Origin of the sequence: Schaalia odontolytica, from assembly GCF_009730335.1 — a bacterium.
Lineage (GTDB): Bacteria > Actinomycetota > Actinomycetes > Actinomycetales > Actinomycetaceae > Pauljensenia > Pauljensenia dentiphila.
On the sequence record NZ_CP046315.1, the window covers coordinates 1,630,771 to 1,643,575 of the forward strand.

Annotated in this window: 12 protein-coding genes and 1 tRNA gene; 6 read left to right on the top strand and 7 right to left on the bottom strand. The window is 66.6% G+C overall.

Going from position 1 to position 12,805, the window contains the following annotated elements; genetic code table 11:
- The first annotated feature begins 80 nt into the window (after positions 1–80).
- Positions 81–1,367, top strand: coding sequence for a threonine ammonia-lyase IlvA (gene ilvA, locus FOC40_RS07085; RefSeq protein ID WP_003795210.1), 1,287 nt, complete (start codon positions 81–83; stop codon positions 1,365–1,367).
- A gap of 173 nt (positions 1,368–1,540) precedes the next feature.
- Here ilvA and FOC40_RS07090 read toward each other — a convergent pair whose 3' ends face one another.
- From FOC40_RS07090 to FOC40_RS07105, 3 genes are all read right to left on the bottom strand, one after another.
- Positions 1,541–1,972: a winged helix-turn-helix domain-containing protein gene (locus tag FOC40_RS07090; protein ID WP_003795209.1), complete on the bottom strand. Its 432-nt coding sequence runs from the start codon at positions 1,970–1,972 to the stop codon at positions 1,541–1,543.
- 498 nt (positions 1,973–2,470) lie between these two features.
- Positions 2,471–4,792 carry a 5-methyltetrahydropteroyltriglutamate--homocysteine S-methyltransferase gene (gene metE, locus FOC40_RS07100; RefSeq protein WP_155844128.1) on the bottom strand — a complete coding sequence of 774 codons (2,322 nt, stop codon included), beginning with the start codon at positions 4,790–4,792 and terminating at the stop codon, positions 2,471–2,473.
- Between the two features lie 79 nt (positions 4,793–4,871).
- Positions 4,872–5,855, bottom strand: coding sequence for a methylenetetrahydrofolate reductase (locus FOC40_RS07105; RefSeq protein ID WP_003795201.1), 984 nt, complete (start codon positions 5,853–5,855; stop codon positions 4,872–4,874).
- Between the two features lie 913 nt (positions 5,856–6,768).
- On the opposite strand from FOC40_RS07105, the gene FOC40_RS10690 reads away from it, so the two are divergent.
- Positions 6,769–6,945 carry a helix-turn-helix domain-containing protein gene (locus tag FOC40_RS10690; RefSeq protein ID WP_231126077.1) on the top strand — a complete coding sequence of 59 codons (177 nt, stop codon included), beginning with the start codon at positions 6,769–6,771 and terminating at the stop codon, positions 6,943–6,945.
- Here FOC40_RS10690 and FOC40_RS07115 read toward each other — a convergent pair.
- The 3 genes from FOC40_RS07115 to rpmF all read right to left on the bottom strand — a co-directional run bounded on the left by FOC40_RS07115 (position 6,907) and on the right by rpmF (position 8,588).
- A tRNA-Arg gene (locus tag FOC40_RS07115) sits at positions 6,907–6,979 on the bottom strand. The genes FOC40_RS10690 and FOC40_RS07115 overlap by 39 nt on opposite strands.
- A gap of 35 nt (positions 6,980–7,014) precedes the next feature.
- Positions 7,015–8,286 carry a cation:proton antiporter gene (locus FOC40_RS07120; RefSeq protein ID WP_003795194.1) on the bottom strand — a complete coding sequence of 424 codons (1,272 nt, stop codon included), beginning with the start codon at positions 8,284–8,286 and terminating at the stop codon, positions 7,015–7,017.
- Positions 8,287–8,417: 131 nt separating this feature from the next.
- On the bottom strand, positions 8,418–8,588 hold the full coding sequence (rpmF, locus tag FOC40_RS07125) for a 50S ribosomal protein L32 (protein WP_003792889.1): 171 nt from the start codon (positions 8,586–8,588) through the stop codon (positions 8,418–8,420).
- 175 nt (positions 8,589–8,763) lie between these two features.
- Here rpmF and FOC40_RS07130 point away from each other — a divergent pair, with 175 nt between their 5' ends.
- From FOC40_RS07130 to FOC40_RS07145, 4 genes are all read left to right on the top strand, one after another.
- Positions 8,764–9,420 (top strand): YigZ family protein, encoded by a 657-nt coding sequence (locus tag FOC40_RS07130; protein ID WP_003795193.1) that lies wholly within the window; start codon positions 8,764–8,766, stop codon positions 9,418–9,420.
- A 36-nt stretch (positions 9,421–9,456) separates the two neighbouring features.
- Positions 9,457–10,389, top strand: coding sequence for a cysteine synthase A (cysK, locus tag FOC40_RS07135; protein WP_003795191.1), 933 nt, complete (start codon positions 9,457–9,459; stop codon positions 10,387–10,389).
- A 92-nt stretch (positions 10,390–10,481) separates the two neighbouring features.
- A complete protein-coding gene (gene epsC, locus FOC40_RS07140) occupies positions 10,482–11,126 on the top strand; it encodes a serine O-acetyltransferase EpsC (protein ID WP_034512663.1) in 645 nt (214 codons plus the stop codon).
- An 85-nt stretch (positions 11,127–11,211) separates the two neighbouring features.
- On the top strand, positions 11,212–11,703 hold the full coding sequence (locus FOC40_RS07145) for a GNAT family N-acetyltransferase (protein WP_003795188.1): 492 nt from the start codon (positions 11,212–11,214) through the stop codon (positions 11,701–11,703).
- 58 nt (positions 11,704–11,761) lie between these two features.
- Here the strand turns inward: FOC40_RS07145 and FOC40_RS07150 are convergent, their stop codons facing one another.
- Positions 11,762–12,799, bottom strand: a complete 1,038-nt coding sequence (locus FOC40_RS07150; RefSeq protein WP_003795186.1) for an Fpg/Nei family DNA glycosylase — start codon at positions 12,797–12,799, stop codon at positions 11,762–11,764.
- Between the last annotated feature and the right edge of the window lie 6 nt (positions 12,800–12,805).

Here is a 12,805-nt window from a genome sequence, read left to right on the forward strand (position 1 = left end):
TGCGCTCTGGGTCATACGGTTGGGTGGGACCTGGGGGCGGTGGCCACTACTACACTAGAAGGGTATTGGAAGGAGTTCCCATGACCGCTAGTTCTCACGTGACCACGCCGAAGGATATCCGTCAGGCAGCCACCGCCCTGGAGGGAGTTTCCGTTCGCACGAACCTGGATCGTTCCGAGCGTCTGTCCACCGAGGCCGGCGTGGGTATTCTGCTCAAACGTGAGGACCAGCAGAAGTGCCGCTCCTTCAAGGTGCGCGGTGCCTACGCGCGAATGTCGCTCCTGTCCCCCGCCGAGCGCGAACGCGGCGTCGTGTGCGCGTCGGCCGGTAACCACGCACAGGGCCTGGCATACGCCTGTGCCCACCTGGGCGTGCGGGGTACGATCTACCTTCCCTCGAACACGCCTCGTCAGAAGCGTCGCCGTATCGCGACGATTGGTGGGCAGTGGATTGAGCAGGTCATCGTGGATGGCACGTTCGACCGCGCGAACGCGCTGGCCCAGGAGGCCGCGCGCGCCACGGGCCGCACCTACGTTCATCCCTACGACGATCCGTTCACGATTGCCGGCCAGGGCACGATCGGCGTCGAGCTCGAGGAGCAGATGCCCGAAGACACGGCGGCCATCCTGGTCCCCGTGGGCGGCGGCGGCCTCATCGCGGGTATCGCGACGTGGCTGCGCGCGAACCGGCCGGAGGTGAAGATCATCGGCGTGGAACCAGCGGGCGCGGCGTCGATGCACGTGGCCCTCGAGGCGGGGCAGCCGATGTCTCTGGCGAAGGTTGATCCTTTCGTGGACGGCACGGCGGTGGGCCGCGCGGGTTCGCTCCCATTCCACATTGCCTCGCAGTTCGTTGATTCCGTGCTGGTCGTCCCGGAGGGCGCGGTGTGCACGGAGATGCTGGAGCTCTACCAGTCTGACGGCGTCATCGCCGAGCCTGCCGGCGCTCTCGCGTCCACGGCCGCGCACGTGTACCTGACCGATCCGGCTGATCGCAAGGCGCTGCTGGGCCGCTCCGACGGCGCAATCGTGTGCGTCGTGTCGGGTGGTAACAACGACCTGACGCGCTACGCGGAGGTCATGGAACGCTCACTGCGCCACGAGGGCCTGCGTCATTACTTCCTCGTGACCTTCCCGCAGCAGCCGGGCATGCTGCGCGTCTTCCTGTCAGATGTGCTGGGTCCCGCGGACGATATCGTGCATTTCGAGTACACGAAGAAGAACAACCGCGAACTCGGCCCCGCGCTGGTAGGCATCGATTTGTCGAACCCGGATGACATCGACGGGCTTCGACACCGCATGGAAGCCTCCCCCCTGCATGTGGAGGAGCTGCCGTTGGATTCGGAGATCACGCGACTCGTGATCTAAGGGAGTCGATACAAACGCCTGAGAGGGCGCGGTTTCGGGGACGAGGCCGCGGCCTCTCTCCCCTTTTATCAGCCCGTGCGGATGGCTGGGCTGGGAGCCGACCAGGGTGGCCGCTGGGCCGATGCGCGCGGGGGCGCGGCTGGGTGTGGCGGCGGGGTCCGCCGCGAGGGCGCTTAGGCGGCGAGGGTGACGGGGCGAGTGACGCGAACGCGGACGGAGGGGGTGGAGTTGAAGCGGTAGCCTTCGCCGCGGACCGTGGAGATAAGGTCGGGCAGGATGGAGAGCTTCTTGCGCAGGCGGCGGATGTGGGCGTCCACGGTGCGGGAGTCGGAGCCGAGGTCGGAATCGGCCCACACGGAGGCGAAGAGCTCGTCGCGGGTAACGGAGCGGTCGGCGTTGGCGGCAAGGTGGGCCAGGAGGTCGTGTTCCTTGGCGGACAGGCCGGCATCGCGTCCGTCGAGGGTGACCTGGCCGCGATCGATGTCAATGTCGATTCGGGAGGAGCTCAGTCGCAGGCCGGCCAGGACGTCGAGGAATTCCTCGTAGGAGGTGGGGGTGTCGTTGGCAGCGCGGACGGATGCGGCAGGGGTGTTGACGAGGGTCATGGGTGTATCCGATTCTTCGGGGCCGCACTCCCACTATCGGCGTGGGTATATCACTGCGGCGGTGATTGACAGGGGTATCTGGGGCGTCAATCACATACACATTCGCGACATCATGCCACCGCAGGGGCAGCACATGGGGTTCGCGAAGGTCGTCATGGCATTAAGTCTGTCGGACGGATTCCGTCCGAGCAACATGGTGTCCACACAATGAGACTGTGTGACAGCGTATGTTCGCATGACGGACGAGCATTGTTCGCTGCCCACTCCCCCATGCCCATCCATTAAACATTGCAATACCGCCGAATAAGCACCGTGACGGGAGGTAGCCCGCTAACTCCCCCATCGGCCATCACATTCTCTCGCCGTTACATTCGCGGGCACAAATGCCCGCTCCCCCGCACGGATCACCACCGCACACGTCCGCGCGCCCGCCCAGACGCAAACGGTGAGGGGCGGGACCCATAGGGCCCGCCCCTCACCTATCGCCTAGGAGAACGCTCAGCTCTCCAGGCCGCGCTGGGCACGCACTTGCCGAGTAGCAGAGACAAGGTTGTCCAGCGACGCCTTTGTTTCCACGTAGCCGCGGGTCTTGAGGCCGCAGTCGGGGTTGACCCACAGGCGCGAGACCGGAACGGCGTCGGCGGCCAGGCCAATGAGCTCGGCGAGCTCTTCGGTGCCGGGGACACGGGGGGCGTGGATGTCCCACACGCCGGGGCCGATGCCGTGGTCGAAGCCTGCCTCGGCGAGCTCGGGAACGACCTCCATCTTGGAGCGGGCCGCCTCGATGGACGTCACGTCGGCGTCCAGGCCCTTGATGGCGTCGATGATCTGGCCGAACTCGGAGTAGCACAGGTGCGTGTGAATCTGAGTATCGGGACGCACCGAGGAGGTGGCCAGGCGGAAGGATCCCACGGACCAGTTCAGGTAGTCGGCGTGGCAGTCGGCGTCCAGAGGCAGGAGCTCACGCAGGGCGGGCTCATCGACCTGGATCGCGGCGATGCCGGCGGCCTCGAGGTCGGAGACCTCGTCGCGCAGGGCAAGGCCGATCTGGTCGGCGATCTCGCCGAGGGGCAGGTCGTTGCGCGGGAAGGACCACGCGATGATGGTGACGGGGCCGGTGAGCATTCCCTTGACGGGCTTGTCGGTGAGCGACTGGGCGTAGCTGGTCCAGCCCACGGTCATGGGCGCGGGGCGCGAGACGTCGCCCCACAGGACGGAGGGACGCGTGCATCGCGAGCCATAGGATTGCACCCAGCCGTTGCGCGTGGCCGCGAAGCCGTCGAGCAGCTCGGCAAAGTACTGGACCATGTCGTTACGCTCGGCCTCGCCGTGAACGAGCATGTCGAGTCCCAGCTCCTCCTGGAGCGTGATGACCGAGGCGATCTCTTCGCGCATGCGGGCCTCGTAGTCCGCGTCGGACAGTTCGCCGCGTGCGTTGGCGGCGCGAGCCTTGCGGATCTCGGTGGTCTGCGGGAACGAACCGATGGTCGTCGTGGGCAGCGGGGGCAGGTGCAGGCGCTCGGTCTGGGCGGCCTCGCGCTCGAGGTAGGGCTCGCGGGCGCGGTCGGCGTCGGTCAGGGCGGCGGTGCGGCTACGGACCTCGGGGCGCACGACGCCGGGGGCGGCGGCGCGCTGCTCAAGGACGCGGGTGGCCTCGGCGACCTCGGCATCGATGGCTTCCCAGCCCTCATCCACGCCGCGGGCGAGGGTGACGACCTCGAGCACCTTCTGGTCGGCGAAGGCGAGCCAGGCGTGCAGGTTCTCGTTAAGGGTCGCGTCGTCCCAGGTCTCCAGCGCGGTGTCGTGAGGCACGTGCTGGAGGGAGTTGGAGGTGGCGACGGCGACGTGGGCGGCACCCAGGGCCTGGGCAGCCTTCAGGGTTTCGCGCAGCTGGGCCAGGTCGGCGCGCCAGATGTAGCGGCCGTCGACCGCGCCGACGACGAGGGTGACACCGGACAGGTCGGCGCCCTTGGGCAGCGCGCCGCGCAGCGTGTCGACATGGAGGGCCTCGACACCAGTCTTAGCCAAAGCGCCCACCGCGTGGGAGGCATCGCCGTATGGCGTGGTGAGCAGGATCTGGGGACGGTTCTGAGAGGCGGCCAGGCGCTCGTAGACGCGGGCAGCCAGCTCGCCCAGCTCGACGCGGGTGCGCGACAGGTTGTCCGAAGTCAGGGCAGGCTCGTCGAGCTGAACCCACGGGGCGCCCGCTGCGTGCAGGGAGGCCAGCGCCTCCTCGTACGCGGCCACGGCCTCGTCGATGCGGGTGAGCGGGTCAAAGTCCGGGGTCGCCGGGTCAGCCTTGGCCAGCGCCAGGTAGGTGACGGGGCCGACCAGAACCGGGCGGGTCACATAGCCCCACTCACGGGCATCCGTGAAGCGGCGGGTAATCGTGTCGTCGGCGAAACGCAGGGGCGTGTCGGGGCCGATCTCGGGGACGAGGTAGTGGTAGTTCGTATCGAACCACTTCGTCATCTCTTCGGGGCCGACATTGTCGTCACCGCGAGCGAGCGCGAAGTAGAGGTCGAGGCCCTCGCGCCCAGCGAAGCGCGGCGGGATGGCACCCAGGAGGATCGTGGCATCCAGGACGTGGTCGTACAGGGAGGGCGCGTCGGCCAGGGAGGCATCGGAGGGGTTCAGGCCAAGCTCGACGAGGCGCGCGAGGTTCTCCTTGCGCAGATCGTTGGCAGCCTGGATCAACTCGGCCTCGGTGATGCGGCCGGCCCAGTAGGCCTCGAGGGCACGCTTGAGCTCACGGCCACGGCCAATACGCGGATAGGCCAGGATCGTGGAAGTGGGGAACTGCGTGGTCGCAGCGGACATGGTTTTCTCCTTGGGTGTGCTACTCGTTCGGCGTGCGCGGGAAGCCCCGCACCCTGCCGCAGGGTGGATGGTGATGCGCTCAGGCGCGCGTTTCGGGGGACGATGCCTGGGACCGCAGCGGGTCAGGCTTCACTCCCATGAGGGCCAGGATGTCCAAGACGGGCTTGGAGCGGTTGAAGGTGTAGAGGTGGACGCCGGGCGCGCCCGCCTCTAGGACGGAATGAATGAGTCGCGAGCCGAAGACTGCGCCGAACTCGTCGCGCGCGTCCTGGCGGGGATAGTCGGCGAGCGTCGTCAGCAGGTATTCGGGGACCTCAATACCGGTGAGGTCTTGGACGCGGCGCAGACGGGCCGGGTCGGTGGCCGGCAGCAGGCCGGGCACGATCGGGATGGTGACGCCGGCGCGGCGGGCACGTTCGACGAAGGAGGCGTAGACCTCGGCGTCCCAGAAGAGCTGCGTAATCGCGAAGGAGGCGCCTGCGGCCTGCTTGACGAGGAGGCGCTCGACTTCCTGAGCAGGCGTGGTTCCGGCTGCGGGGTTGCCCGCAGGGAACGCGGCGACGGCGATGGTCAGAGGCTTGAAGGCGGAGCGCAGCGCCTCACCCGGGTGGGCGTCGCAGCGACGCTTTTCGACAGTGCGGATCAGGTGAATGAGCTCAGTGGCGCTGCCGACGCCGCCCGGGCCGGGCTCCCAACCGTCCTGTCCCACCGGCGGGTCCCCGCGCAGCGCCAGGAAGGTGCGCACACCAGAGTCCAGGTAGTCGTAGACCGTAGAGACGACCTCTTCGGTCGAGTTACCCACGCAGGTCAGGTGCGCGATCGGCTGGATCGGGGTGTCACGCACGAGGCGATGGACCGTCGAGCGGGCGTTAGAGCGATCCTTGCCGCCCGCACCGTAGGTGACGGACATGAAGTCGGGGCGCACGCGCAGAAGCTGATCGACCGTGTTCCAGAAGGGTTCTTCCAGGGAGGGCCTGCGCGGGGGCATAACCTCGAAAGACAGGAGCGTGGGCTCGTGGTCGTGGGTGCAGGGACAGGCGTAGGTGTCGTCTGAGAAGGGCACGGTGTAACTCTCGGGTGGCGGCTGGCTTCCACGTGGGTGCGCATTGTCGCGGGTGGTGTGGTGGTGGAGCGCGAGCCTAAGGAATGGCGGACGTCGGTGTCAGCTGCACATTCGGGCACGAATAGACCCGCACATGCGACGGGTGGTGTTCGTTCGCGCGTTCATGACTCCAGTATGTCCGCCTTCGTGCAGGTGGCGCAGGAGGGGTCCACGTAACGGGAGTTTGTGACAGCGCCCGTCTCATCTCCATGAGTTATTCGTATTGACAGCCCCACAAGACTTCACATCGGCGCATGACGTGTCAGCTTGCGGACCTACGCTCGGCAAGCTGCGTTCGGCACCGCAGGCTTGCTCCCCCACACGCGCCCCACGTGTCTGACCATGCTCCCCAGCCTCAGTGCCGCGCTGGGTCGTGCCCGAGGTTCTGACTGGGCCCCGCGACACACCTCGTCCAGCGCGTTCGCGGATAGGTTATGCACATCGTCACAACCTATCCGTATGCGCGAGCTAGCCCCGCCGAGTGCACCGGCGACAACGCCGATTCACCGCTCCAGCAAAGCGATTCGCAGTTAACGCGCTGAGACAGCGTCGATTGACGCGCTCCGATAGTTACCGCCATCAGTGTTTGCAAGTTGCCCATTGCACGTATGTTTAGAGCGTCCTCACGGGCAACAACGTCGAGGAAAGCACTGATAGCGAATGTTGTGATTGATGTTGAGATAGAACACGAACGAGAGGAATGAGCGAAGCAGATCCAAGCAGTCACCAATTGTGCCGCTACTGACTGTCCAAAGGTCGGTCAAGCAACATCATGCGCACCGAGGCAAAGCAGCTCACGAAGCGTGATATCGTCGCGGCGAACGTTCGCACTGAAGCAGCGCGCTTGGGGTACAATCAGGTCCGATTGGGCCAGATGCTGGGAATTACCCAGTCATCCGTCAACAAACAATGGACCGGAAAGCGCCCCCGGCAGCTTGAAGAATTGGACAGCCTGGCATCGGCGCTAGGCGTCTCGGTTGTCGATTTGGTAACTCCGACCGTGCGGGAAACGCGCCTCCGACAGGACTCGAACCTGCAACCTCGGGATTAGAAGGCCCTCGCTCTATCCATTGAGCTACGGAGGCGTGGCGCGGTGCACCGCCTGTAAGACTAGCGGAGGTTAGCGTGCCTTTCCACCAGCGCGGCCCAGCAGGAATGCGAGCAGCGGGAAGAGCAGCACGGACAGTGCGCCGGCGACGACAAGCAGCGAAGCGAGCCACGAGGGCAGAACTCGCGTCGAGACGCCCAGCTCCGTGACGGCGACGATGATAGGCAGGCCCGTCGCGCCGTACAGGCCGATGCGCATCGCGTCCATCCAGCCGACTCGCTCGATTGATCCGTGGAAACGTTCGAGAAGGACGATGGGCACACCGCGTACCACGAGGATTGCGCCGACGAAGGCGACGAGCAGGAACGGGTAGCCCGCGACGGCGCTGAGCGAGATGTTCATGCCCGAGGTCACGAAGAACAGCGGGATCAGGAAAGAGAAGCCGAGGGTGCGCAGCTCGCTCTCAACCATCGTGAAGTTGCCGGGCGCCAGCGCGCGCACGATGATGCCGGCCGCAAACGCGCCGAGCACCATGTCCAGTTCCATGACCGCGGACAGCGCCATGAGGCCGGTGAGGACGAGCATGACGACGCGCATGAGCGTCTTTTGCGAGGTCTGCGCCCCGTGGAGGATCGTCCGCCCGATCGCGGGATGTTTCAGGATGAAGCGCGTCGGGATGGCAACCGCAAGGACCGTGGCCAACGCGAAGAGCAACAGAACGATCGCCGCGGCCCACGGGCTGCGTGCCGACAGCAGCAGCGACATGGCGATGATGGGTGCTAGCTCGCCGACGGCGCCGTGGACGAGGACGGCCTTGCCGGTCGTCGTCCCCATGACGCCGGCTTCCATGAGGATGGGCAGCAGGGTGCCGAGCGCGGTCGAGGTCAGCGCGATCGCGAGCGCAATGTAGGTGGCGGTGGCGACACCCGTCGTCCCCGACGCGGCGACCGCCACCCAGGAGACGGCCAGGCCGATACCGAAACACGCCAGCCACGTGAGCAGCGAGCGCCTCCCCGCCCGCCCATGCACCTCTTCGACGTCGATTTCGGTGCCTGCGATGAGGAAGAGCATGCCCATGCCGACCTCGCGGAACACGGAGATCGGCTCGGTGAGAGATGCGAGCCCGAGAACGTTCGGCCCGATGATGACGCCGAGGATGAGCAGCCAGACAACGTCGGGCACGCGCTTGCGCGTGAGCGAGGACAGCAGGGGCGCGATGGCCGCAGCGGCGGCAATCAGGAAGAGGGAGACGATGGCTCCCTCGGTGTCACTCGTGCTCGACGCGGCGAAGAGGCCGTGGCCCACTCCCACGCTCGCGGCGGGCAGAGACATCGGCAGGCTCATGTGCGTTCCTTTTCGGGTACTCGTATGAGGCGCGCGCCAACGACCGATGGGGCCGGGGGCACGTATTCAGGAATTACGGGCATGACAAAGGCCCGGGACAACAAGTCCCGGGCCCGTGCGTGGATGCGAGGTCAGCCCTCGACGTCCAGGAGGCCGTTCTTGTAGGCCTTGGCCAGGCGGCGGGGCACGCGGATCTCACGGCCGGCAACCTTGACGGTGTTCAGCTCGGTAAGATCAGCCTTCCAGGTAGACCGGCGGGTGCGGGTGTTCGCACGGGACATCTTGCGCTTGGGAACTGCCATGTCTTACCGCTCCTCTTCTTTCTCGACGACTATTCTGATCGGTGCGCCACGCGGGCGCACGGCGACAACCCGACAAGACTACCACGGACCTGCCCCTGAAGCACATCGCGAGAGCCTACGCGCCTGCGATCCTGGTTACAGACTGAGGGCGGCCCCTCTCCCTTAGACTGGGCGCATGTCCGCTCTTCGCACGCTCACCTCCGGCACGCTCCTCACCCACGAAATTGAGATCAAGCGGTCCCGTTTCATCACGACGCTCGCCCGGACGGACACCCCTGAGGAGGCTCGCGAGCTCATCGACGCAGTCAAAGCCGAGCACCCGCAGGCCCGCCATAACTGCTCCGCATACCTGATCGACCCGCCAGACGCCGCACCTTTGCAGCATTCATCGGACGACGGCGAGCCCTCGGGCACGGCCGGAACTCCGATGCTGGAGGCCCTCCGCGCCTCTGACACGTGGAACACCACGGCGGTTGTCACCCGCTACTTCGGCGGAATCCTCCTGGGCGGGGGCGGCCTCGTGCGGGCCTATTCCACCTCCGTGTCCGAGGCTGTCGCCCGCGCCCCCATTGCCTATCTGGTCGGGCGAGACATCCTCGAAACCCAGCTGAACCCCGGGGACGCGGGCCGCATCGAGGCCGAGCTTCGCGCGCGAGGGGCGGCGGTCATCGACACGATCTGGGGCGCGGATGTCACGCTGCGCATTGCCATCGATCCGAGCGACCGCGACTCGATTGACGCGTGCCTTGCCCAGGCCTCGTCCGGTGTTGCAAAGTTTCGCTACGTGGAAACACGGCGAATTGAACTAGACGAAGCTCCGAGCGCGGGATGACAATTCAGGGGTACACCTGCTTAGGAAGGACCCCTCATGGCTCGCATCGCCTCCACCGTCGCTGATCTGATCGGCGGCACCCCTCTCGTCCGTATTAACCACGTTGCCGGCGACGGCGTCGACGTGGTCGCCAAGGTTGAGGCCTTCAACCCCGCCTCCTCCGTGAAGGATCGCATCGCCCGTTCGATCATCGACGCAGCCGAGGCCTCGGGTGCCCTGGCTCCCGGCGGCACGATCGTTGAGGCTACCTCCGGTAACACGGGTATCGCCCTGTCGATGGTGGGCGCGGCACGCGGCTACAAGGTCGTCATCGTCATGCCCGCCTCGATGTCCGTCGAGCGCCGCGCGATCGTGCGCGCATTCGGCGCCGAGTTGGTCCTCACCGACCCGAAGGGCGGCGTCTCCGCCGCTGTCGCCGAGGCCGAGCGCATCGCCTCCGAGCGCCCCGGCGCGATTATCGCCTCCCAGTTCACCAACCCCGCCAACCCGGCCGCCCACGTGGCGCACACCGGTGAGGAGATCTGGGCCGACACCGACGGCCAGGTTGACGTCTTCGTCGCCGGCGTTGGCACGGGCGGCACCATCTCTGGCGTCGCGAAGGTTCTCAAGGAGAAGAACCCGAACGTGCGCATCATCGCCGTTCAGCCCACCGAGTCTCCCCTGCTGACCGGCGGCACCCCCGGCCCGCACGGCATCCAGGGCCTCATGCCCAACTTCGTGCCCGAGACTTTCGACGCGGACATCGTGGACGAGGTCATCTCCGTCGAGACCGCGCATGCCCTCGAGTTCGCTCGCCGTGCTGCCGCCGAAGAGGGTCTGCTCGTGGGCATCTCCTCGGGCGCTGCCCTGGCCGGGGCGGCCGCCGTCGCCGCCCGCCCCGAGCTGGCCGGCAAGAAGATCGTCACGCTCCTGCCCGACACGGGTGAGCGTTACCTCTCGACTGCCCTGTTCGCGGGCCTCGAGGACTGATCTTTCCAGCTCGACGCGCTAAGGTGGCCCCGGATGGAATGTCCGGGGCTACCTGTTCGTTTCCGTCTCAGTCGACTGTCCAGGAGGAACTCGTGAAGCTCACCGTACGCGCCCTGTCGAAGACCCTGTCGCGCGCCCTGCCCACCAAGGCACTCGGGCTTTTCCGCGAGGATCTCGTGACAGCGCAGCGCCGCGACCCCGCGGCCACCTCCGCCCTGGAGATCGCACTGACCTACCCGGGCGTGCACGCCCTGTGGACGCACCGCGTCTCCCACGCTCTGTGGACTCACGGCGCCCACACCCCCGCGCGCGCCCTTTCCTCCATGGCCCGGGCCGTCACCGGCGTGGACATTCATCCCGAGGCCACCATCGGACGCCGCGTCTTCATCGATCATGCGACGGGCGTCGTCATCGGCCAGACCGCCGAGGTCGGCAACGATGTCGTCATCTTCCACGGCGTCACCCTCGGCGGCGTCGCCATGACGCCGGGCAAGCGTCACCCCACCGTCGGTGACCACGTCATGATTGGGGCGGGCGCGAAGGTCCTGGGACCCATCACCGTGGGCACGGGTGTCAAGATCGGCGCGAACGCCGTCGTCGTCAAGGATGTGCCCTGCGGCAACGTCGCAATCGGCGTGCCCGCGCGTCTGCTGCCCAAGCCGGAAAAGGACACGCGCGACCGCGATCTCATTGTCGATCCCAACTACTTCTTCGAGGAGCCGGCCCTCTACATCTGAGGGGCGTTCGCCCTCATCAGATGGGGTCTGTAAGAATCCGTTCAAGACCCATGACAAAGTGAGCATCCTCACCTATAGTTGGTTTATGGAAGCTCGAACCCTACATGCCCCCCTGGACGCGTTGTCAGCTGCGAATCGGCCTCAGGGTATTGAGATCGCCACGCTCACAACATTCGACATCCCCGCGCTCGCGGCGCTTACCCTCGAGGCGTACGGCGACGACGTCACGCCCGAGGCGCTCTTGGAAACCTCCGAAGAACTACGCCTGACGTTTGAGGGCGCTTTCGGGGCGACCACGGAAGACTCGTTCATCGGCGCGTGGGACGGGGGAACGCTCGTCGGAGCGATCCTCGTCATCCGCGAATCCCCCTGGGATGATGCGCCGGGCTGCCCCTTCGTGGTGGACCTGATCGTCGCCCCCGACTACCGCAGGCGTGGCATCGCGACAGCCCTCGTCTCCGAGGTCGCCACACGCTGCTCACGGTGGGGCTTCGACTCCCTCGCCCTGCGTCTCGACACGCGACACGGCGGGGCCCGCGAACTCTACTCGGTTCTCGGATTCGAAGAGATCGCCTGACAACGGGCGAGGAGTGCGAGCCTTGCGGCCCGCACTCCCCTGACGGTTCTTCGCGCGCTCAGCGCTGGCAGGACGGACACCAGAACAGGCGTCGGTTCTGCATGAGCGCCTCGCGGATCGGCGTCCCACAGCGCAGGCACGGGCGGTCCGTGCGGTGGTACACGTACCACCGCGAGGCCTCCTCGTCACCCTCAATCGGCGGATTGGGGGCCTCCTCCGGATCCATCGTGTCCAGGCGACCTGCAGCCAGGCCGCGGTTCATGAGGTCGCAGATCAGGACCCACAGCTCGCGCAGGCGCTTGATGGAGATATTGGCGCCCTTACGGTGCGGCGAAATGCCCGCGAGGAACAGGGCGTCGGCACGGTAGATGTTGCCCACGCCCGCGATAATCGACTGATCCATGACAATCTCACCGATCGCGCGCTTCTTCGAGTGGGCGACCTGAGCGAAACGCTCCATGGCCTCGGCATCGGAGCGGGCCCCGGCGTCCAGGGGATCCGGCCCCAGCTTCGACTCGGCCTTGATGCGCTCCTCATCCGTGATGAGGTCACAGCGGTTCGGACCCACAAGGTCAGCGACAGCATGGTCGTTAAACAGACGCAGGCGCACGGCACCGACCGGCTCCGGCGGCTCCCACTCCCCCGCCTTGGCCTCGCCAAAGCCCTCGCCCCAGCGGGTCTCGGAGTGGCCGTTCCACTCCCCCTTCGGGACGTTGGGGATGCGGTGAGCAACGCCGTGCCCCTCGTCGACGACGGTCTCATCGCCGTTGAAGCGCCACCAGCCGTACAGGCCCAGGTGGATATGCACCCACCGGTCCGGCCAGGGAGCATCCTCGCCGAGGATCGGCTCCCCACTGCCGGCCGCGGCACCCTCCAGGAGGGCCACCCCGGCCTCATACGTCTCACCTTCGATGGGCGGGACAAACCCGATGAACATGTGTTTGCCGTGCACGCGCACCCGCTGCATGACCCACCCGTCCAGGAGGGCTGCGGAGGACGCGAAGCGCCCCTGCGGGGACGACGCCGAGACCATACCCCCGACGAAAAGCTCGTCGAGGGTACCGGCTAGGCGACGGACTGCATCGCCTTCAGGCATGCGACC

Bases quoted from the DNA above. Each gene is read 5' to 3' on its own strand.
- ilvA (WP_003795210.1), top strand. From the start codon at position 81: ATGACCGCTAGTTCTCACGTGACCACGCCGAAGGATATCCGTCAGGCA.
- metE (WP_155844128.1), bottom strand. From the start codon at position 4,792: ATGTCCGCTGCGACCACGCAGTTCCCCACTTCCACGATCCTGGCCTAT.
- FOC40_RS10690 (WP_231126077.1), top strand. From the start codon at position 6,769: ATGCTGGGAATTACCCAGTCATCCGTCAACAAACAATGGACCGGAAAG.
- rpmF (WP_003792889.1), bottom strand. From the start codon at position 8,588: ATGGCAGTTCCCAAGCGCAAGATGTCCCGTGCGAACACCCGCACCCGC.
- FOC40_RS07090 (WP_003795209.1), bottom strand. From the start codon at position 1,972: ATGACCCTCGTCAACACCCCTGCCGCATCCGTCCGCGCTGCCAACGAC.
- FOC40_RS07150 (WP_003795186.1), bottom strand. From the start codon at position 12,799: ATGCCTGAAGGCGATGCAGTCCGTCGCCTAGCCGGTACCCTCGACGAG.
- FOC40_RS07130 (WP_003795193.1), top strand. From the start codon at position 8,764: ATGTCCGCTCTTCGCACGCTCACCTCCGGCACGCTCCTCACCCACGAA.
- cysK (WP_003795191.1), top strand. From the start codon at position 9,457: ATGGCTCGCATCGCCTCCACCGTCGCTGATCTGATCGGCGGCACCCCT.
- FOC40_RS07145 (WP_003795188.1), top strand. From the start codon at position 11,212: ATGGAAGCTCGAACCCTACATGCCCCCCTGGACGCGTTGTCAGCTGCG.
- FOC40_RS07120 (WP_003795194.1), bottom strand. From the start codon at position 8,286: ATGAGCCTGCCGATGTCTCTGCCCGCCGCGAGCGTGGGAGTGGGCCAC.